We start from the raw sequence: 20,933 nt of genomic DNA on the forward strand, positions 1-20,933 counted from the left end.
CCCGGCACCACCAGCACAAAAACACCGTGGATCGCTCCGGAGCAACTTCACAAACTTACCGGCTGCCTTCTCACTTGTCAAACCGGCGTCCGCGACTCTTTAGCCAGAGGCTTGAGTGTCGGTTTTTCCGTCTGACTCCGTGGAGCAGCGCGGAAATAAACTCTACCACCACTTTTTCCAGAAGGCCAACCGGGCAGCGAGCCCTCCCCTTCACCCCGCCAACAGGGCATGAAAAAGCCCGGAATCACGCGGATTCCGGGCCTTCCCACGAGCAAGGGCTAACTTGCGGCGGAAGCTCCGGGCTTGAAGTAGGCGGCGCCCAGCGGAGGCAACGTGACGCTGAGTGTTGCCGGCTGTCCGTCCTGCCCCTGGTCCGTAGCCTTCAGCTCCCCGGAGTTGAGGACACCGGATCCGCCATAGGTTGTTGCGTCTGTATTCAGCACTTCCGTCCAGGCCCCGGCTTCAGGTACACCAAGGGTGTAGCCAACGTGGGGTGCTCCCGAGAAGTTAATGGCGCAGACCAGCGGGTTGTTCTCCTTGTCCCAGCGGATGAAGGAGAGGACGTTCCGGTCGGCGTCTCCTCCGTTGATCCACTGGAAGCCGCCCGGCTCGTTATCGCGGGTATAGAGCGCAGGGGTGGATGCATACAGCTCGTTGAGGTCCTTGGTCAGAAGCTGCAGTCCCTTGTGTGCCGGGATGTCGGCGAGCCACCAGTCAAGCCCGTGCTGTTCGGACCACTCCGCTTCCTGGCCGAATTCCGTGCCCATGAAGATGAGCTGCTTGCCCGGGTGCGCCCACTGGTATGCAAAGAAGGCACGCAGGTTGGCAAGCTGCTGCCAACGGTCGCCCGGCATCTTGCGCAACATGGAGCCCTTGCCGTGAACTACCTCGTCGTGGCTGATGGGCAGCAGGAAGTTTTCCGTGAAGGCGTAGACCAACGAGAAGGTGACTGTTCCGTGGTGCCACTTGCGGTTGATCGGCTCCTCGGAGGCGTACTTGAGGGAGTCGTGCATCCAGCCCATGTTCCACTTCAGGCCGAACCCCAGCCCGCCGTGGCTGGTCGGCGCGGTAACACCGGGGAACGCCGTGGACTCCTCGGCGATCATGACAGCGCCGGGGTGGGTCTTGTACACCGTGGCGTTGACTTCCTGCAGGAAGGAGATGGCCTCGAGGTTTTCCCGGCCGCCGAAGCGGTTGGGCTGCCACTGCCCCTCTTCCCTGGAGTAGTCCAGGTACAACATGGAAGCCACAGCGTCCACGCGCAGGCCGTCAATGTGGAACTCGTCCAGCCAGTACAGGGCGTTGGCCACCAGGAAGTTCCGGACCTCAGTGCGTCCGAAGTCGAAGATCAGCGTTCCCCAGTCCGGGTGCTCGCCCAGGTTGGGATCCGCGTGCTCGTACAGGGGCTCGCCGTCGAACTGGGCAAGCGCCCAGGCGTCCTTGGGGAAGTGGGCAGGAACCCAGTCCAGCAGCACGCCGATGCCCGCCTGGTGCAGGGTGTCCACCAGGTAGCGGAACTCGTCGGGGTGGCCGAAGCGTGAAGTGGGCGCAAAGTAGGAGGTGACCTGGTAGCCCCACGACCCGCCGAACGGGTGCTCGGCCACGGGCATGAACTCCACGTGGGTAAACCCGAGCCACTTGACGTACTCCACGAGTTCCTTGGCCAGTTCCCGGTATCCAAGGCCCAGGCGCCAGGAACCGAGGTGAACCTCGTAGACGCTCATTGCCGAATTGTGCGGGTCCCGCTGGGCGCGGGCCTCCATCCACTCCTGGTCCTTGAAGGCGTAGGAAGGCTCCACCACCCTCGACGCAGTCAAGGGCGGCACCTCGGTTCCGAAGGCCAGGGGGTCGGCCTTTTCCACCCAGTGGCCGGCCTTGGTCCGGATTTCGAACTTGTAGCACGCCCCTGCTACAACACCCGGAACGAAGATTTCCCACACTCCCGAGGAGCCCAGTGAGCGAAGGGAGTTCTCCCGGCCGTCCCAGGCGTTGAAATCGCCCTTGACCCGGACAGCCTGTGCGTTGGGCGCCCAGACTGCGAAGGAGACACCGTCCACATCCCCCATCGCGGACTTGTAATGCTGGACGTGGGCGCCCAGGACTTCCCACAGTTTTTCGTGGCGGCCCTCACCGATGAGGTGCAGGTCCACTTCGCCCACCGTGGGCAGGTAGCGGTAGGGATCGTCCACGGTAACCGGATCCGCGCCCGGGTACGTGACGGAGAGCCTGTAGTCGGGAACGTGTCCCTGCTGCAGCGGCTCGAGGACGGCAACCCACACGCCGTGTGCCTCATGCTCCATCGGGACCTCGCCTGCCGGCGTGAGGACGGAGATTGCTTCCGCGAGGTGCTTCACCGTACGGATAGTGACGTGGCCGTAATCGTCAAGGTGCGCGCCCAACACAGAGTGGGGGGCGTGGTGTTCACCGTTGGCGATCCTGCCAAGGGTGCCTTCGTCGACCTTCAGCGGCACCCCCGGCCGGTCAGTTTGTGCTGAGCCTGTCATTTCGTTACCTTCCGATGCTGCCCCGGCGTTGCCGCCGGCGCCATTGCTGCCCAGGAGCCGCCTGGAGGCGTTCACGGGGATCGCCAGCCAGTCGGGCCTGTTACGCATTTCATAAACTACTTCGTACAGTGCCTTGTCCAGCCACAATGCCACAAAGAGCGGCGACTCCCTGTCCACCGTTCCGGGAGTGACCCCCGCGTACCCGGCCAGGAAGGCCTCCGCACAGTCGTCAACCCAGCCTGCCGGCACCTGCGCGCCCTCCTGTTCGCGCTGGGCCGCGCCGGCCGCGTAGTCGAAGGATCGCAGCATGCCGACGACGTCCCGCAGGGGAACATCCGGGACGTTCCGCTCGGCGACGGGCCGCAGCGGTTCACCCTCGAAATCGAGGATGGCCCACCGGGCAGGGCTTCCCGAATGCCCGGGAACCTGGAGTATCTGGCCCAGGTGGAGGTCCCCATGGATACGCTGCAGCGCGCCTGCGGGCGCATGGTCAAGGCGGTCCAGGAGCGCGTTCAACGCGTCGTCGTAAGGTCCGACGGCGGCACCGGCTTCTGCCCACGCCTGGCGGACCCGCTGGGCTACTGCGGGCGCAATGACCTGTCCAGGTTGCGGCTCGGCGGAGTGCCCCAGCGCCTGGGCCAGACGCTGGTGCACAGTGGCCGTGGCGGCACCCAGGGCATGCGCTTCTGCCGTGAAGTCGGTGCCCGAGCGGGCGGCATCAACAGCAAGGCGCCATGCATCGCGGCCGCCGGCCAGGAACTCGTGCGCTACCGCCAGCTCGCCCTGGACGTACCGGGGCCCCTTGGCCGTGGTGGACGCGGGCAGGCCCTGGCCGAGCCACTCGCCGCGCACCCAGCCAAGGGTGGCTGGAACTTCAGACGTGCCAGCAGCCGTGAGGGCGGCACCCACCTCAACTTCGGGATTCGTCCCCTCCGAAAGCACGCGGAAGAATTTCACGATCGCCGCGGAGTCGCCGTCGTCCACAATGACTGAACTGTTGGACTGCTCACCGGACAGCACCTTCACAACTCCGCGGGCAGTAGGGAGCCTGAGCTCCCCGGGGACGCGGAAGCCTGCTGCAATGCCGTTGGGGGCCTTCCCCTCCTGCCGGATGAGTTCCAGCCAGCTGCCCACGAAGTCGGGGTCGTGGACGGCGTCGTAGACCCAGGTCCTGGACGGGTCCATCCCGGCGGCCTGGCCAACCAGCGCCCGCTCCATCCCGGCTGCCGGCGCGTGCCGGAAGCTCAAGGGAACCTGGACAACGGCGGTCCGGGTGCCGCCGTCGGGCGTTTGTGTGGTGACGCGAAGGAGGAACACTGCCAGCCCGGCGTGGCCGGACGGATCTTCCAGCCCGAGGCTGCCGGCCTGGGACATCTCGAAGTCGGGCGTCTTGACCGGGAACCAGCGCTGCCGTGGCAGCCATTCCTGGAGCAGGGCGGTAAGGGCGGGGGTAAGTATGGGCTGGTTCATATCAGTTCTCGATCGACAGAATCGGCATCGCCTGCGTGTACGGAGACGATGGGTTGGAAGCTGCTGAACGGATCCGCAGCCAGAAGAAGTCGTGGCTGCCGAGCGTCAGGGTGAGGGTTCCGTCCTCGCTGATGCCGGGGAACGGCTGGCCGCCGAAGACGTCGCGCAACCCGCGCCCGGCGAACTGCGGGACCCGCAACTGGGCCGCCACCGGATGCTGGGAGAGGTTGAACGCACACAGGATGGCCTCCCCGTCGACGCCGGCCGAATTGTCCTTGGGCAGCTCGCGGAGGTAGGCCAGCACGGCGTCATGGTCCGCCTCAACGTGTTTGAAGGCACCCAGGCCGAACGCGGGGTGGTTCTTGCGGACACTCAGGATCTGCCTCGTCCAGCGCAGCAGTGACCCTGAATGGGCGGCCTCTGCCTCCACGTTGGCCATGGCGTAGTTGTACACCAGGGACTGGATGGGAGGCAGGTAGAGCTTGCCCGGATCCGCGTTGGAGAAGCCGGCGTTCCGGTCCGGGTTCCACTGCATGGGCGTGCGCACGGCGTCGCGGTCTTCAAGCCAGATGTTGTCCCCCATCCCGATCTCGTCCCCGTAGTAGAGGAACGGGCTGCCCGGCAGCGAGAGCAGGAGCGCGTTGATCAGTTCGATTTCGGCGCGGGAGTTGTCCAGCAGGGGCGCGAGCCTGCGCCGGATTCCGATGTTGGCCCGCATGCGCGGGTCCGGGGCGTACCAGCCCAGCATGGCGGCGCGTTCATCTGCCGTGACCATTTCCAGCGTGAGCTCGTCATGGTTCCGCAGGAAGGTGCCCCACTGTGCCCCGTCCGGGATTTCCGGAGTGTCGTGCATGGTTTCGATAATGGGGGCGGCCTTCTGGTCCCGCAGCGCGTAGTACAGGCGCGGCATGATCGGAAAGTGGAAGGCCATGTGGCATTCGGGCTCTTCCTCCGTCCCGAAGTACTCCACCACTTCGTTCGGCGGCTGGTTGGCCTCGGCAATGATGACCCGGCCGGGGTAGCTTTCGTCCACCATGGTGCGGAGCTTGCGGAGGAACTCGTGCGTGGCCGGAAGGTTCTCGCAGTTGGTCCCTTCCTCCTCAAACAGGTATGGAATGGCGTCGGCACGGAAACCATCGATGCCCTGGTCGAGCCAGAACCGGACAACATCGAACAGAGCCTCAATGACCTTGGGGTTCTCGAAGTTCAGGTCCGGCTGGTGGCTGAAGAACCGGTGCCAGAAGAACTGGCGGCGGATGGGGTCGAAGGTCCAGTTGGATTCCTCGGTGTCCACGAAGATGATGCGCGCGTCCTGGTACTTCTCGTCGGTATCGCTCCAGACGTAGAAGTCGCCGTAGGGGCCGTCCGGGTCCTTTCGCGATTCCTGGAACCAGGGGTGCTGGTCCGAGGTGTGGTTGAGGGGCAGGTCGATGATCACCCGCACACCCCTCGCATGGGCCTCCGCCACCAGGCGTTTGAAGTCGCTGATGGTGCCGAACTCATCTAGGACCGAGTTGTAGTCCGAGATGTCGTAGCCGCCGTCGCGCAGTGGCGACTGGAAAAACGGCGGCAGCCACAGGCAGTCCACACCCAGCCACTGGAGGTAGTCAAGCCTGTCGATGAGTCCGGAGAAGTCACCGGAACCGTCGCCGTTCGCATCCGCGAAGGCCCTCACAAGTACCTCGTAGAACACCGCCTTCCGGTACCACAGCGGATCATGCTGCAGGCCCGGGGCATTTAACTCAAACGTGCTCTTTGGGGTGAAATGCTGGCCGGAACCCTGCGGGTTGAAATTCACTGATGCATTCTCCTCACGCGCAGGATGTGTGCGGGCTCGACATGCGGATCAAGGCGGACGTAGTTGTACTCGCCCCATTCCCAGCTCTCCCCGGATACGAGGTCATCAACGTGGAAGCCTCCATTGTGGGTCAGGTCCTGGGGATCGAGTTCCAGCGCGGCCAGGTCAAGCGAGACGGTGCTTTCCCTGGTTCCATGCGGATCAACGTTCACCACAATGATGAGGGTGTCCTTGGACCCGTCCGGAAGGGTCTTGTGCTTGGAATAGACCACCGTGGCGTCGTCGGTGCTGTGGTGGACCGTCAGGTTCTGCAGGTCCTGCAGCGCCGGGTGGGCGTGCCGGACCTCGTTAAGCCTGGTGATGTACGGGGCAAGGGTCCGGCCAGAGTGGGCGGCAGCGTCCCAGTCACGTGCCTTGTACTCGAACTTTTCGTTGTCGATGTACTCCTCTGCACCGGGCCGGGCCACGTGCTCGTAGAGTTCGTAGCCGGCGTAGACGCCCCACAACGGGCTGGCCGTTGCCGCCAGCGCGGCCCTGATCTTGAACGCCGCAGGCCCGCCGAACTGCAGGTATTCCGTAAGGATGTCCGGGGTGTTGACGAAGAAGTTGGGACGGAAGAACGCCGGGGACTCGTGGCTTACTTCCGTAAAGTACGCCTCGATTTCCTTCTTGGTGTTGCGCCAGGTGAAGTAGGTGTAGGACTGCTGGAACCCTGCCCGGCCGAGTGCGTGCATCATGGCAGGCCGCGTGAAGGCCTCGGCCAGGAAAACCACCCCGGGAACCTCTTTGTTGACCTGCGCAATTAACCATTCCCAGAACCACACCGGCTTGGTATGCGGGTTATCCACCCGGAAAATCTTTACGCCGTGGCTTACCCACAGCAGCACAATCCGCAGAATTTCATTTGAGAGGCCCTCAGGATCATTGTCGAAATTCAGCGGATAAATGTCCTGGTACTTCTTCGGGGGATTTTCCGCGTAGGCGATAGAGCCGTCCACGCGGGTGGTGAACCACTCGGGGTGGGACTGCACCCAGGGGTGGTCCGGGGCGGCCTGGAGCGCAAGGTCCAGGGCCACCTCCAGGCCCAGCCCGTTGGCCCGCGCCACGAAGGCATCGAAGTCATCGAACGTGCCAAGGTCGGGGTGGATGGCGTCGTGGCCGCCTTCCGCTGCCCCGATGGCCCAGGGTGACCCGGGATCGTTCGGCCCTGCGATCAGCGTGTTGTTGGGACCCTTGCGGTGCTGCACGCCGATCGGATGGATGGGCGGCATGTAGATGACGTCAAAGCCCATGGCCGCCACAGCATCAAGCCGCTGGGCAGCGGTGCGGAAGTTGCCGGAGGTCCAGGCGCCCGTGGTGTGGTCCTTGACGGCGCCTTCGGATCGGGGAAAGAACTCGTACCAGGCACCGCGCCCGGCGAGGTCACGCTCAACCAGCAGGGGGAACCGCCGGGACACGGTCACCAGTTCCCGGATTGGCTGGCGGGCAACGATGTCCGCCACCTCCGCGCTGAACCCGGCGCCCATGCGTTCCTCGGTTGTCAGCGACGCATCAGCAAGCGTGCCTGCAGCCCGGCCCAGGGCTTCCCGGTCCGCTTCGTTCCGGGAGTCGTCGCCGGATGCCTCGGCCAGCAGCGCCGACCCTTCGGCTAGCATGAGCTCCACGTCGATCCCGGCGTCCACCTTCACCTCGGCATTGTGGTGCCAGGTGCCGTAGCGGTCGTGCCAGGCTTCGATCGCAAAGGACCAGTCACCGGCGTCCGACGGCGTGAGCACGCCTTCCCAGCGGTCCGTCCCCATGCCGCGTTCCCCGCGCGGCGGTGCGAGCCTGACCCGCTGGCGTTCGTTGCCTTCGGGGTCAAAGAGCACGGCGCTGACGCCCAGCTGGTCGTGTCCCTCGCGGAAGGCGGTGGCTCCCACCACGATTCCTTCGCCCGGCAGGGCTTTGGCAGGGAACTTGCCATCCTCCACGACCGGCTGCACGGCGGTGATCGGAAATCGTCCGAACCGCAGCCCGTCAGTGATGGGGCCCTTCGACATTTCCATTGATGCGGCACTGGTTCCTGATGTAGTCGTCACAAGCTCGACGTTAGCGAGAAATGGGCAGGAATGCTAAGGCTGCGCACTAAATTCGGCGCGTCAGTCGTCATTTCCTCCGCGCCATCTGTCATTTACCCAAAAGAGACCCGAAGCTGGTTCCGGCCGCGCATGTTGTCGGTTAGTGTGACGCAGGTGAAGGCAATCCGCAGATTTACCGTCCGTACAGTCCTCCCCGAGCCGATCCGTCCGCTGGCCCGTCTGGCAAGCAACCTGCGCTGGTCCTGGCACCGCCCCACGCGGGAACTTTTCGAGGGTTTGAACCCCCGCCTCTGGAAGGAAAGCGGCCAGGATCCGGTGGGCTTCCTGGGGATGGTGAGCCGCGAGGAATTCCAGCAGCTCGCTGCTGACCGCGCGGTCGTGGAGCGGGTAAGGGCAGCCGAGCAGGACCTGGACCGCTATCTTGAGGAACCGCGCTGGTACCAGGGCCTGGGTCCCGATGCGCCTGCGTCGATCGCGTACTTCTCCCCGGAGTTTGGCATCACCGAGGTGCTGCCGCAGTACTCCGGCGGACTGGGGATCCTGGCCGGCGACCACCTTAAGGCAGCCTCGGACCTGGGCGTGCCGCTGATCGGTGTGGGCCTGCTGTACCAGGCGGGCTACTTCAAGCAGTCGCTGTCCCGGGACGCGTGGCAGCAGGAGACCTACCCGGTCCTGGACCCGGACGGCCTGCCGCTCACACTGCTGCGGGAGCCTTCCGCGGACGGCATTGGCCGTCCCCTGCAGATTGCACTCCCCCTGCCCAACGGCAGGCGCCTGCTGGCACACATCTGGCGCGCCGACGTCGGACGCGTTCCCCTGCTGCTCCTGGACTCCAACGTCCCCGGGAATGACGACGCCGCCCGCAGCATCACCGACCGCCTTTACGGCGGCGGCGGCGACCACCGGCTGCAGCAGGAGCTGCTGCTCGGCATGGGCGGGGTCAAGGCGCTGCGCGCCTTCCAGCAGCTCACCGGCACTGCCGCTCCGGAAGTGTTCCACACCAATGAGGGGCACGCCGGCTTCCTGGGCATCGAACGCATCCAGGAACTCATGGCCGGGGAGCAGGCGCTGACGTTTGATGAAGCCCTTGCCGCCGGGCGGGCTTCCACTGTGTTCACCACGCACACGCCGGTTCCCGCAGGCATCGACAGGTTCGAGATCGCCCAGATCCACCACTTCTTCCAGGCCGGCCTGGCACCGGACGTGCCGGTGGACCGCATCCTTGAATTGGGGCGTGAGAACTACGCTGAGGGCAACCCCTCGGTCTTCAACATGGCCGTGATGGGCCTTCGTCTGGCCCAGCGCGCCAACGGCGTGGCCAAGCTGCACGGGGAGGTTTCCCGCGGCATGTTCTCCGCACTGTGGCCGGGCTTCGACCACTCCGAGGTGCCCATCACGTCGGTGACGAACGGGGTGCACGTGCCCACCTGGGTGGACAGCCGCATCTCCAAGCTGGCCCGGGACCAGTTCGGCAGCGAGGCCGAAGCCAACGGCCGCTGGGATCTCGCCTATAACGTCAGCGACGCGGACGTGTGGGCGCTCCGGCGTGAGATGCGGTCAGCGCTGGTTGACGATGTCCGCCTCCGCCTCCGCGCTGCCTGGAAGAAGCGCGGCGCGGCAGATGCCGAGCTGGGCTGGACGGACAAGGTCCTGGACCCTGACATCCTGACCATCGGCTTTGCCCGGCGCGTGCCCACCTACAAACGACTCACCCTGATGCTGCGCGAACCGGAACGGCTCAAGGCGCTCCTGCTGCACAAGGAACATCCCATCCAGCTGGTCATCGCGGGCAAGTCCCACCCCGCCGACGACGCCGGAAAGAAGATGATCCAGGACCTGGTCCGCTTCACGGACGATCCTGCTGTCCGGCACAGGATCGCGTTCCTGCCCAACTACGACATCGCCATGGCCCGCACACTGTTCCCTGGCTGTGACGTCTGGCTCAACAACCCGCTGCGGCCCCTGGAAGCATGCGGCACCTCCGGCATGAAGGCCGCGCTCAACGGCTCGCTTAACCTGTCCGTCCTGGACGGCTGGTGGGATGAAATGTACGACGGCGAGAACGGCTGGGCGATTCCCACCGCCAACAACGGTGCGTCCCCGGAGGAACGGGACGACATCGAGGCCGCCGCGCTGTACGAACTGCTGGAAACGCAGGTTGCCCCGCGTTTCTATGGCAGCACGGTGTCCGCGGGCGCGGGTGCTGCGGGTCCCTCGACGTCGGAGGCAGAGAAGGTGCCGACGCACTGGGTCTCCATGATCAAGCACACCCTCTCGCACCTTGGACCGGCAGTTTCCGCGGAACGCATGCTGCGCGACTACGTGAACATCCTCTACCGCCCGGCGGCGGAGGCGGGGCGGAGCGCCTCCGCCAATTCCTACTCGCAGGCCCGCACCCTGGCGGCCTGGACGGCGAAGGTGCGTTTGGCCTGGCCGCTGGTACACGTGGAGCACGTGGACTCTGTTGGTGTGTCCGAGGATCCCCAGATCGGGGACATCCTCCAGGTCAACGCCTATGTGGCCCTGCACAACCTCACCCCGGAGGACGTCTCCGTCGAAGTAGCCTACGGCCGGGCCGAGGAGAGCGACAGCCTGACGGACATCACGGTCATGGAGCTGAAAATGCAGGAGGACCTGGGCAGCGGGCGCCACCTGTTCAGCGGTTCCCTGGTGATCGACCGCTCGGGACCGTTCGGCTACACCGTCCGGGTCCTGCCGCGGCACGACGCCCTCGCCTCCAAAGCCGAACTGGGACTGATCGTCAACGCCTAGACAACAGCAAGCGCCTACGCCCAGTGCCTGACCACCCGGGAGGACCTCATGACCGAACGCACGGTGGCCGATGTCATTGTGGAACGCCTCGGAACTTGGGGGGTCACCCGGGTTTTCGGCTACAGCGGCGACGGGATCAACGGTTTCATGGGGGCCCTGCGGAGGGCCGAAGGACGCGTTGAGTTCGTGCAGGCGAGGCATGAGGAAACCGCTGCCTTCATGGCAGTGGGCCACGCCAAGTACACCGGCGGGGTGGGGGTGGTCACCTCCACCCAGGGGCCTGGTGCCGTGCACCTGCTGAACGGGCTCTACGACGCCAAGCTCGACGGCGTTCCGGTAGTGGCTATCGTCGGGCAGCAGAGCCGCACGGTGCTGGGCTCGGCCTACATGCAGGAAATCGATCTCATGTCCCTGTTCAAGGACGTGGCTTCACAGTTCGTCCAGCAGGTCAACGTTCCGGAACAGCTGCCGATGGTCCTGGACCGGGCGTTCCGCACCGCCAAGGCGACCTCCTCGCCGTGCGTGGTCATTGTTCCGCATGACATCCAGTCCGCCCCGGCGCCGGAACTGGACCAGGAGCACGGCATTGTGGTCACCGCACCGTCGTGGAGCACGTCTGCCAAGACTCCCCGGGACAAGGACCTGGAGGTGGCGGCAGCACTGCTGAACTCCTCGCAGCGCGTTGCGCTGCTGGTGGGCCAGGGAGCCCGGCACGCTGTGGACGAGGTTGTGGCAATCGCGGAAATGCTGGGCGCCGGAATTGCCACCAGCCTGCTGGGCAAGCCCTATGTGGACGAGACCCTTGCCTTCGCCGCGGGCACCATGGGACACCTGGGGACCACCGCCAGCGCGTACCTGCTCGGCAACTGCGATGCGCTGCTCATTGTTGGCTCCAACGATCCATGGACGGAGTTTTATCCGCCGCCCGGGGCAGCGCGCGCCGTCCAGGTCGACATTGACGAGCGGAAAATCGGCAACCGGTACCCGGTTGAGGTTGGCCTGGCGGGTGATGCGGCGCTGGCGCTCCAGGCCCTGATGTCGCGGCTGCGCCCGCGTCCCCGCGGGCAGTGGCAAACGGACGTTGAGCAGGAAGTTACCCGCTGGCGGGCCTTGACTGAGGAACGGGCGGCCGTGCCGGCCGTGCCGGTGAATCCTGAACGGGTGGTCCGCGAGCTGAACGGACGTCTGCCCGGTGACGCCTTGTTGAGTGTCGACGTCGGCAGTTGCGTTTACTGGTATGCCCGGCAGCTGGTGCTCCCGCCGGGTGTCCCGGCCCATCTGTCCGGGACGCTGGCCAGCATGGGGTGCTCCCTCCCCTACGGCATTGCGGCAAAACTCGCCCACCCCGACCGTCCGGTCGTGGCCCTGGCCGGCGACGGCGCCATGCAGATGGCGGGCATCGCCGAACTGGTGACGGTGGCCCACCGGTGGCGGCAGTGGACGGATCCCCGGTTCGTGGTCTGTGTGTTCAACAACCGGGAACTCACGGAGGTGACGTGGGAGCAGCGGGAGTCGGAGGGCGAACCACGCTTCGCAGCAAGCCAGGAGCTTCCTGACTTCCCGTTTGCCGGCTACGCCGACCTACTGGGCCTTAAAGGCATCCGGGTGGAGGATCCGGAGCTGATCGGGGACGCCTGGGACCAGGCCTTCGCGGCAGACCTCCCCGTGGTTATTGAAGTACTCACGGACCCCGAGGTCCCGCTCCTGCCGCCGTTCCCCGCCGGCAGGGAGAAGGCGGAAAACATGCGCAAAGGCCTGGCGGCAGAGGACGACGGCGGCCGGGCAACGGAACTGCTTAGCACCTACGTCTCGCATGAAGAGCGCGGCGGGTAGGGCCCGGAAGGCTGGCTAGAGCAGGACGGCGGTAACGGCCAGGTCTTTGCCTGCGTAGCGTTCAGCGTCCTGGAGGATTTCGCACATGATCCCGAAGGACCTGTCGCTGCGGAAGGGAGCGGCCACCAGCCACAGCACGGTAACGGGAGGATTGCCGTTGTCCGTGATGCTGTCAGCAAAGTCGTGCAGCGAATCGTTCAGCGCATCGAGGTTTACCCCGTAGTGTTCCGGGAAGTCCAGGACCTCGCCGAAGGCCTCCAAGACCGCTTTCCTGCTGTCCGCAGCGGGGACCACCAGGCTGCGGCGGCCGGCGTCGGCCACCTGTTCCTGCAGTTCCTCCAGGGTCCAGGTGTCTCCGGAGTAGATCTTCATGGTTCTGCTCAGCTGCCTTCCACAATGAACTTGAACGACTCGTAGTGGTCGTCGGTGTAGTACTTGTCGCCGCCGGCCCCGGCCACGATGCGGCGTGCTCCCCTGTCCGACTCGCCAGGCGTTGGCACGGTGTACTCACGGTAGTAGCCCCTGTCCTGCCGCGGCAGGAGGCGTTCAAAGTTGCCGAACGTCTGGTCGTCCTGGCCGTAGCGGTACGGTCCGCCGGCACGAATCAGGTTAAGCACCCTGCGGCCCTCGGCCGGAAGCGCAGAATCCCGAATCTCCGGCAGCCCGGAAGGATTCTCCGGCGCGGCCATGGGCGGAGCCGGGGTTTGTGGCGCCGGCTCTCCGGAAGCTGCACTCGGCGCAGGCACGGAACTGGAGGTGGCCTCCGGCGTCGCGCCTTCCGTCAGCTGGTCCAGGAATCCGGTGCCGCCGAAAGCAAGCAGCGCCAGTACCACCATGCCGGTCAGCAGCAAGGGCAGGATGGAGCGATTGCGCATTCTCGTGGTCCCCGGGGCCTAGGTGCGGTAGATACTGATGGAATGGGCCTCGACGAGGTCCTTCTCCCCTGACGCAACCCGGCCGCCCTGGCGCAGCTCGTGGAGCGGCGAGGTGGTCAGGCGGAGCTCGAACATCTGAGGGTGGGTGCCTTTTGCGGTGACCCGGGGCAAGGAGATCTGGACGTCGGTGTTACTGCCGTTCACCACCATCAGGCCGGCGAGGGCGCCGTTGTCGGATCCGAGCAGGAGCTGCACCACGCGGTGATGGGGATCGTTCCAGCGTTCCATGGACATGGGATGGCCGTCCTGGTCGAACCAGTGGAGGTACGACTGCTCGTCCCGGACGGGGAAGTCGTGGGGCTGCGCGGCCAGGAACTCCTTGCGCAGGCGGATGTACCGCTTGGTGCTGCGGAGCATTTCGTGTGATTCCGGCGTCCGGGTCCAGTCCAGCCAGGCGATGGGGTTGTCCTGGCAGTAGGCGTTGTTGTTTCCCTGCTGGGTCCGCGCCAGCTCATCGCCGGCGGTGATCATGGGCACGCCCAGGGAGATGAGCAGCGATGCCATGAGGTTGCGGCGGGACTGGGCCCTCCTGGCCAGGATGACGCCGTCCTCCGTGGGGCCTTCGACACCATGGTTGTAGCTGCGGTTGTCTCCGTGCCCGTCCCTGTTCTCCTCGCCGTTGTCCTCATTGTGCTTGCGGTCGAACGAGACGAGGTCATTGAGCGTGAAGCCGTCGTGGGAGGTGATGAAGTTGACCGATGCCAGGCGGGAACGGCCGGAGGCCTGGAACAGGGCAGCGGAACCGGACAGCCCGTCCGCGAGTTTGGACAGGGACCCGCCGTGGCCCCCGGCTTCCAGGGCAGCCCGGTCCGCCAGCCAGAATGACCGCAGCGCGTCACGGAAGTGATCGTTCCAGTCAACCCAGCCGCCCGGGAACCGCCCGGTCTGCCAGCCGCCATAGCCCACATCCCAGGGCTCTGCAATCAGTTTGACGTCCGAAAGGACAGGGTCCGCGGCAATGGCAACGAGGAATGGGTGCCGGGGGTCGAAGTCGTTGGCTGCATTCCGGCACAGCGTGACGGCAAGGTCGAAACGGAAGCCGTCGATGTGGAACTCGTCCACCCAGTAGCGAAGGGAGTCCAGCACCATCTGGACCACGCGGGGTTCACCAAAGTTCAGGCTGTTTCCGCAGCCCGTGGTGTCCACGTATTTTCCGTGTCCGTCCGTCCGGTAGTACGCCTGCTCCCCCAGCCCGCGGAAACTGATGGTCTGGCCGTCGGGGCCGCCCTCCGCCGTGTGGTTGTAGACGACGTCGAGGATGACTTCCAGCCCTGCGGCATGGAGGAGTTTGACCATGCCCTTGAACTCGTCCTGGACGGCCTGGGGGCCGGCTTCCTGGGCTGCGCGGGTGGCGTAGCCGGGATGCAGGGCGAAGAAAGCCGCCGTGTTGTAGCCCCAGTAGTTGGTGAGTCCCAGGTCCTGCAGGTGGGGTTCATCCATGTGGAAGTGCACGGGCAGCAGCTGCACCGATGTGATGCCCAGGCTGGTGAGGTGTTCGATGATGGCAGGGTGGGCCATGCCGGCGTAGGTGCCGCGGAGCTCCTCCGGAACATCGGGGTGGAGCATGCTTTGTCCGCGGACGTGCGCTTCGTAGATGATCGTGTTGCGCCACGGCAACCGGAGGCGTTCGTCAGTTCCCCAGTCAAAGTCCCCCGCCATGCGCACGCTGGTCAGGAAGCCATCGCGCTGGTCCACGGCCCTGCCGTACGGATCAAGCAGCAGCGGCTGGCCGCCGTCGTCATCAACGTCCGCGGTGGGCACGGCAAAGGGCAGGGACTGCTCGCTGGACGCCGCACGGAACCCATAGCGGGATCCGTACGGCAGGTCCTCAACGATCCCGTGGTGGACGCCATGGGTGACGTTGGGCAGCGACTGGAGTTTCCACTCCCCGCCAGGTGCGATGTATGCGATTTCCAGGCTGGAGACACCCGGCGCGTAGCAGGCCACGTTGGCACGCCCGCCTGCCCGGTGGCGTGAGCCTCCCGAATCGGCGCGCGGAACACTCACACCGAGCGGAACGGCCGTGGAGGCGTCCATGGTGGAAGCAGTGTCGAAGAGCGGCATGACCATCACCTAAATATTAGCCGCCAGCGGCACGTGTCCTGCCCGGACGCCTTGGCTGCGCCGGGTACTGCTCAGGGAAGGGATTTTGCAGCGGGGAGGTGCCCGCCCGCTCCTACTTGGCTGCCCGCTGCCGGGAGACTTCGTAGAGGGAGATGCCCACGGCCATGGAGGCGTTCAGCGATTCCATGGCGGAATCAATGGGAATGGACACGATCTGGTCGCAGTTCTCGCGGACCAGCCTGCTGAGGCCCTTGCCTTCCGAGCCCACCACGATGCACACGGGTTCGGTGGCAAGCGTCAGGTCAGGCAGGGAAACGTCGCCGTCGCCGTCCAGGCCGAGGACGAAAATCCCCATGTTCTTGAACTGCTTCAGGGCGTTGTTGAGGTTGGATGCCCGTGCCACGGGTACGCGGACTGCGGCACCGGCACTGGTCTTCCACGCCGAGGCGGTCACACCCACGGAGCGGCGTTCGGGGACGATGACGCCGTGGCCGCTGAAGGCGGAAACCGAGCGGATGATGGCGCCGAGGTTGCGGGGATCGGTAATGCCGTCCAGCGCCACGAAGAGCGGCGCATTGGAGATGTGCCCCTTCTTCCACTTGTCGACCGTGTCTTCAGCCAGTTCGTAGGCATCCTGGTAGTCATAAGGCGGAATCTGCAGCACCAGGCCCTGGTGCACGGCGTCATCGGTCATCCGGTCCAGTTCAGGCTTGCCTGTTTCCAGCAGCGGGATGCCGCGCTCGGCGGCCAGCTTCAGCGATTCCTTGACGCGGTCGTCCATTTCGATGCGGATGGCGACGTGCAGTGCCTTGGCCGGGATGCCGGCGCGCAGGGCTTCCACGACCGAGTTGCGGCCGGTGACGACTTCCTCGGTGGCGCGGCCCTTGGGACCGGACCGGGCTGCCCCGGCGCTGCGGGCGCCCGGGTTGCGCTTGGCTGCGGACCGTTCCGAGAGCTGCTTGGCCTTGTGCGCTTTGTGGTACGGGCGGTCCTCCGCCTTGGGCGTGGGGCCCTTGCCTTCCAGGGCCTTGCGGCCGTGGCCACCGGTCCCGATGGTTGGGCCCTTCTTCGCTTTAACCGATCGGCGACCATTGTTGGCCATTGTGTTCCACCCTTGATTGTGTTGACTGAGTCTGCCTACCAGTCTACTGAACCAGGAAAAATCGCCCGCTCCGGAGCCAAGTGCCTGCTGGCGGCGGCCCGGTCAGTCCCGCTTCAGGCTCCAGGTGGGACCGTCCGGTCCGTCTTCCACCACCACGCCGGCCGCGGCCAGGGTGTCCCGGATGGCGTCCGAGGCGGCCCAGTCCTTGGTGGCCCGTGCTTCGGCGCGGGCGGCGAGCTGGGCTTCAACGAGTACACCCAGGGCGGCGTGTTCCGTGCCGCCGCCCTCGAGGGGCTGCTGGACGGCGTCGAGCCCAAGGACTTCAGTCATGGTCATGACCGCTGCCAGCGCGTCACGGCCGTCCTGGTCGGAGCCTTCGGCAAGGGCCGTGTTACCGGCGCGCACTGTCTCATGCAGCGCAGCCAGGGCCCGCGGGACGTTGAGGTCATCGTCCATGGCCTCGGAGAACGCCTGCAGCGCGCCGGCGGCGGTGCCGGTGTTGCCCTCGACGAGGCCGGCGCCGGATCCAAAGCGTGTAGTGGCTTTGGCAATGAACCCATCAATGCGTTCGACGGCGGCCGCGGCCTCCTGCAGGGAAGTGGGACGGTAGTCCAGGACGGAGCGGTAGTGTGCCTGCCCCAGGTAGTAGCGGACCACCCGCGGCGATGCCAGTTCGAGCATCTCGGCCGGGCTGATGGTGTTGCCGATGGACTTCGACATCTTTTCGCCCTCGTACGTCACCATGCCGTTGTGCATCCAGAAGCTGGCGAACGGGTGGCCTGCGGCCTGGGACTGGGCCATTTCGTTCTCGTGGTGCGGGAAGCGAAGGTCAAGGCCGCCGCCGTGGATATCGAACTCGGTGCCAAGGTATTTGGTGACCATTGCGGAGCATTCCAGGTGCCAGCCCGGACGGCCGGCGCCCCACGGGGAGGCCCAGCTCGCCGTCGTCGGCTCTCCCTCTTTGGAGCCCTTCCACAAGGCGAAGTCGCGGGGGTCCTTTTTCCTGTTGCTGAATTGGGCCTCGACGTCCGGCGCTGCCTGCATATCGTCAATGTTCTGCCGGGTCAGGGCACCGTACTTGCTCCAGGAACGCACATCGAAGTACACGTCTCCGGAGCCATCCAGGGCGGGGTAGGCGTGGCCGCGGTCGATCAGCTGGCTGATCAGGGCGTGCATCTCGGGGATGTGGCCGGTGGCGCGCGGCTCGTAGGTGGGCCGGGAGACACCCAGGGTGTCGTAGGCCTTGAGGAATTCCTGTTCGTAACGGTAGGCCAGCGCCCACCACTCTTCCTCGCGCACCGAGTCAGGTCCGGAGTCGAAGCCGGGTTCGAAGGACTCTGCGGACTTGGCCAGGATCTTGTCGTCGATGTCCGTGACATTCCGGACCACCGTGACCCGGAAGCCGCGGTAGGTCAGCCAGCGGGTGAGCTGGTCGAAAGCGATGGCTGAGCGGATATGGCCCACGTGGGGCATGCCCTGCACCGTGGCCCCGCAATAGTAGAGGCTGGCCTTGCCCTCGACGAGGGGCACGAAGTTCCGGACTTCGGCGGAGGCAGTGTCATAGAAGCGCAGGGTCACCGCTCCAGATTAGCTGATGGGAAGGTGCGGCCTTGGATACACCAAAGCGGTGGCCACTGCGGAGATGCCTTCTCCCCTGCCGGTGAATCCAAGGTGGTCGCTGGTGGTGGCCGTGACACTCACCGGCGCGTCGGCGGCGTCGCTCAGGACCTGCTGCGATTCCTCCCGGCGCGGCCCGAACTTGGGCCGGTTGGCGACGAACTGGACGGCAATGTTGCCGATCTCGAACCCGGCAGCGCGGACAATCCGCGCAGCCTCGGCCAGCAGCGTGGTTCCTGCGGCGCCGGCGAACTCGGGCCGGTCCGTTCCGAAGTGCGTGCCCAGGTCCCCCAGCCCGGCGGCGGAGAACAGCGCATCCGCAGCCGCATGGGCCACTGGATCACCGTCGGAGTGCCCGGCGAGGCCGCGCTCCCCCGGCCACAGCAGTCCGCCAAGCCACAGCGGGCAGGGCTGGTCTTCGGGGGCATAGGCGTGTACGTCCAGGCCGATGCCGGTGCGGGGAATGATCATTTCCGCAGGTTCCATTTCTAGCCTTCCACCCAGCGCGCACCAAGCGGGCCCTCCAGGAGCCCTTCGGCGAGGATGAGGTCCAGCGGAGTGGTGATTTTCAGGGATTGGGTGGACCCCCTGACCACGTGGACGGGGATCCCGAGCATTTCCACGAGCATTGCGTCATCGGTGACCGCTGCTGACTCGTTCTGGTCCAGGCTCCGCGCAGCCTCGTGCGCTTTCAGCAGCGTGTCGAGGTGGAACCCCTGGGGAGTCTGCACCGCACGGAGTTCCTCGCGGGGCGCTGTTCCCGTCACCACCTCCGGCGCCAGGTCGGCGTCCTTCCCCGTGGTGGCCGCGACTGTCTTGACGGTGTCCACCACCGCTACGGCAGGAATGACTGCAGCGGCCCCTGCGGCAAGTGCGTCAGTGACGCGGTGGAAGACCGACTCGGGCGTGAGGGCACGGGCGGCATCGTGCACCAGCACTGCCTCTATGCCGTCCATCAGGGCCGCCATGCCGGCGCGGACGGACTCTGCCCGGGTGGCGCCGCCGTCCACAATGGAAAGGAGGGGACCGCCGTCGGCCAGTTCCTGCCGGAACTCCTCGCACAGCCTGCGGAGCGTATCCTCTCCGGGGGGCAGCGCGATGCACACCTGGCTGCCGGTTCCGGAGGCCACAATGCCGCGGAGGGCATGCATCAGGATAGGTTCGCCGCCCAGCGGAACCGCCGCTTTCGGGATGCCGTAGCCCAGCCTCTGCCCTGAACCTGCTGCCACCAGGATCACTGCGGTGACCGGGCGGGTGGGTGTTTCGCTCATGCGGACTAGCCTACGTCCCTGCAGGCCGCCGGCGCCTGAACACCTGGGGTTGAATCTTCAGGGGCAGGATTTTGGGCAAAAAGAAGCCCCGGCACCACGTGGGTGACACCGGGGTTCAATTCTTAGGAAGCCAGGACCTCGTCGAGAACGCTTGCAGCCTTCTCTTCGTCGGTCTTCTCAGCCAGCGCCAGTTCTGAAATCAGAATCTGCCGGGCCTTGGCCAGCATTCGCTTCTCGCCTGCGGAAAGGCCCCGGTCGTGATCGCGGCGCCACAGGTCGCGGACGACCTCTGCAACCTTGATGACGTCACCGGAAGCAAGCTTCTCCAGATTTGCCTTGTACCTACGTGACCAGTTGGTGGGTTCTTCCGTGAACTCAGCACGAAGCACATCAAATACGTGCTCCAGGCCTTCCTTGCCCACTACGTCCCGAACCCCAACAAGGTCAACGTTCTCTGCTGGAACTTCAATGGTCAGATCACCCTGGGCCACCTTGAGCTTGAGATACATTTTCTCTTCGCCCTTGATGGTGCGCATCTTGATTTCTTCAATCTTCGCAGCACCGTGGTGAGGGTAAACTACTGTCTCGCCGACCTCAAATACCATGTGGACATTTCCCCTTTCCCGCTGACCAGTTTATCACGATTCAGGCATATGACCGGCCGGGAAGAGGGCCGGGAACCGCAGAAATACGCGGAAAATAGGCCTAATCGGCCCCCTCCACCCCCTTGACGAACACGGATAATAGTGCATGCAGAGGGCCTGAAGGAAGGGTGATGTGACACCGCCGAATCCTCGTTTGGCCTGCTTTGCGGATAGGCTATGCGTGATTAATGTTTCAAGACTCTTGAGGAGTACGCGACGTGCGTTTCACTGCGATGACCCGGGCCCAGCGCGGCAAACTGGCACTGACGGCAGCCGCCCTTGGCGTGGGCCTGCTGGCGTCGGGCTGCGGGTACACCAATTCCCAGCAGACCACCGCCCGGTACCAGGCGTCGGACGGCATCATCGCCGACCTCGGCCCGCTCCAGCTCCGCAACATCCTGATCGTCTCCGCGGGCGAGGACCAGCCGGGCCGCCTGATCGGCGCCGTCTACAACTCCTCCTCCCAGGACGTGACCCTCACGGTCAACGGCGCGGAAGGTTCGCAGACCGAAGTTCCCGTCAAGGCCAACTCCTCCACCCTGCTTAACGAGAGCTCCGACGAAGCCATCCTCAGCACCACGGGCGGAATCCCGGGCTCGCTCGTGGACGTCAAGATCAGCGAGGACGGCACCAACGTCAGCAACACGGTGAAGGTTCCCGTGCTGGACACCACGCTGCCCGAGTACAAGGAATACCTGCCGGCCGGGAGCACTCCTGCACCCACCTCCGCCAGCCCGTCGCCGTCCGAATCCGAAGAAGCCGCCGGGGGCGACGACCACTAGGCAGCCGCGCTGGCCGCCAGCAGTCAAGCACACAAAAGGAGGGGCCTGGCGGCCCCTCCTTTT

The 20,933-nt window shown here is 65.4% G+C and carries 14 protein-coding genes; 3 read left to right on the forward strand and 11 right to left on the reverse strand.

Annotation, left to right across the window (positions count from 1 at the left end; translation table 11 throughout):
* Window positions 1-278: 278 nt before the first annotated feature.
* Genes AC6CHP_RS16670 through AC6CHP_RS16680 form a run of 3 tightly spaced genes read right to left on the reverse strand, consistent with a single transcriptional unit; the run spans window position 279 to window position 7,811 of the window.
* Window positions 279-3,974, reverse strand: a complete 3,696-nt coding sequence (locus tag AC6CHP_RS16670; protein WP_498231114.1) for a 1,4-alpha-glucan branching enzyme — start codon at window positions 3,972-3,974, stop codon at window positions 279-281.
* A gap of 1 nt (window position 3,975) precedes the next feature.
* Complete coding sequence (gene treS / locus AC6CHP_RS16675) at window positions 3,976-5,772, reverse strand: maltose alpha-D-glucosyltransferase (protein WP_104189103.1); 1,797 nt, start codon at window positions 5,770-5,772, stop codon at window positions 3,976-3,978.
* On the reverse strand, window positions 5,769-7,811 hold the full coding sequence (locus AC6CHP_RS16680; protein WP_498231205.1) for an alpha-1,4-glucan--maltose-1-phosphate maltosyltransferase: 2,043 nt from the start codon (window positions 7,809-7,811) through the stop codon (window positions 5,769-5,771). Before AC6CHP_RS16680 ends, treS begins: the two co-directional genes overlap by 4 nt.
* A 192-nt stretch (window positions 7,812-8,003) precedes the next feature.
* Here AC6CHP_RS16680 and glgP point away from each other — a divergent pair, with 192 nt between their 5' ends.
* Window positions 8,004-10,622, forward strand: coding sequence for an alpha-glucan family phosphorylase (gene glgP, locus AC6CHP_RS16685; RefSeq protein WP_181038194.1), 2,619 nt, complete (start codon window positions 8,004-8,006; stop codon window positions 10,620-10,622).
* Window positions 10,623-10,670: 48 nt separating this feature from the next.
* The gene (locus tag AC6CHP_RS16690; RefSeq protein WP_498231117.1) at window positions 10,671-12,455 is read left to right on the forward strand and encodes a thiamine pyrophosphate-requiring protein; all 1,785 of its coding nucleotides are present in this window, start codon (window positions 10,671-10,673) and stop codon (window positions 12,453-12,455) included.
* Between the two features lie 15 nt (window positions 12,456-12,470).
* Here AC6CHP_RS16690 and AC6CHP_RS16695 read toward each other — a convergent pair whose 3' ends face one another.
* The 8 genes from AC6CHP_RS16695 to AC6CHP_RS16730 form a co-directional block, all read right to left on the reverse strand.
* Window positions 12,471-12,827, reverse strand: a complete 357-nt coding sequence (locus AC6CHP_RS16695) for a barstar family protein (protein ID WP_104189097.1) — start codon at window positions 12,825-12,827, stop codon at window positions 12,471-12,473.
* 8 nt (window positions 12,828-12,835) lie between these two features.
* Complete coding sequence (locus AC6CHP_RS16700) at window positions 12,836-13,330, reverse strand: guanyl-specific ribonuclease (protein WP_498231119.1); 495 nt, start codon at window positions 13,328-13,330, stop codon at window positions 12,836-12,838.
* Between the two features lie 18 nt (window positions 13,331-13,348).
* A complete protein-coding gene (gene glgX / locus AC6CHP_RS16705) occupies window positions 13,349-15,460 on the reverse strand; it encodes a glycogen debranching protein GlgX (RefSeq protein WP_188732362.1) in 2,112 nt (703 codons plus the stop codon).
* 106 nt (window positions 15,461-15,566) lie between these two features.
* On the reverse strand, window positions 15,567-16,556 hold the full coding sequence (gene rlmB, locus AC6CHP_RS16710) for a 23S rRNA (guanosine(2251)-2'-O)-methyltransferase RlmB (protein WP_066273821.1): 990 nt from the start codon (window positions 16,554-16,556) through the stop codon (window positions 15,567-15,569).
* 102 nt (window positions 16,557-16,658) lie between these two features.
* A complete protein-coding gene (cysS, locus tag AC6CHP_RS16715; RefSeq protein ID WP_188732363.1) occupies window positions 16,659-18,134 on the reverse strand; it encodes a cysteine--tRNA ligase in 1,476 nt (491 codons plus the stop codon).
* 9 nt (window positions 18,135-18,143) lie between these two features.
* Window positions 18,144-18,659 (reverse strand): 2-C-methyl-D-erythritol 2,4-cyclodiphosphate synthase, encoded by a 516-nt coding sequence (gene ispF, locus AC6CHP_RS16720; protein ID WP_238340877.1) that lies wholly within the window; start codon window positions 18,657-18,659, stop codon window positions 18,144-18,146.
* Between the two features lie 2 nt (window positions 18,660-18,661).
* Window positions 18,662-19,444: a 2-C-methyl-D-erythritol 4-phosphate cytidylyltransferase gene (gene ispD, locus AC6CHP_RS16725; RefSeq protein ID WP_498231122.1), complete on the reverse strand. Its 783-nt coding sequence runs from the start codon at window positions 19,442-19,444 to the stop codon at window positions 18,662-18,664.
* 122 nt (window positions 19,445-19,566) lie between these two features.
* Window positions 19,567-20,049, reverse strand: a complete 483-nt coding sequence (locus tag AC6CHP_RS16730; protein ID WP_011690592.1) for a CarD family transcriptional regulator — start codon at window positions 20,047-20,049, stop codon at window positions 19,567-19,569.
* A 257-nt stretch (window positions 20,050-20,306) separates the two neighbouring features.
* Here AC6CHP_RS16730 and AC6CHP_RS16735 point away from each other — a divergent pair, with 257 nt between their 5' ends.
* Entirely contained in the window at window positions 20,307-20,870 is a 564-nt protein-coding gene (locus AC6CHP_RS16735) for a hypothetical protein (protein WP_427117979.1), read from the forward strand.
* Window positions 20,871-20,933: the final 63 nt, after the last annotated feature.

The sequence above is a fragment of the Pseudarthrobacter sp. GQ63 genome (genome assembly GCF_059758765.1).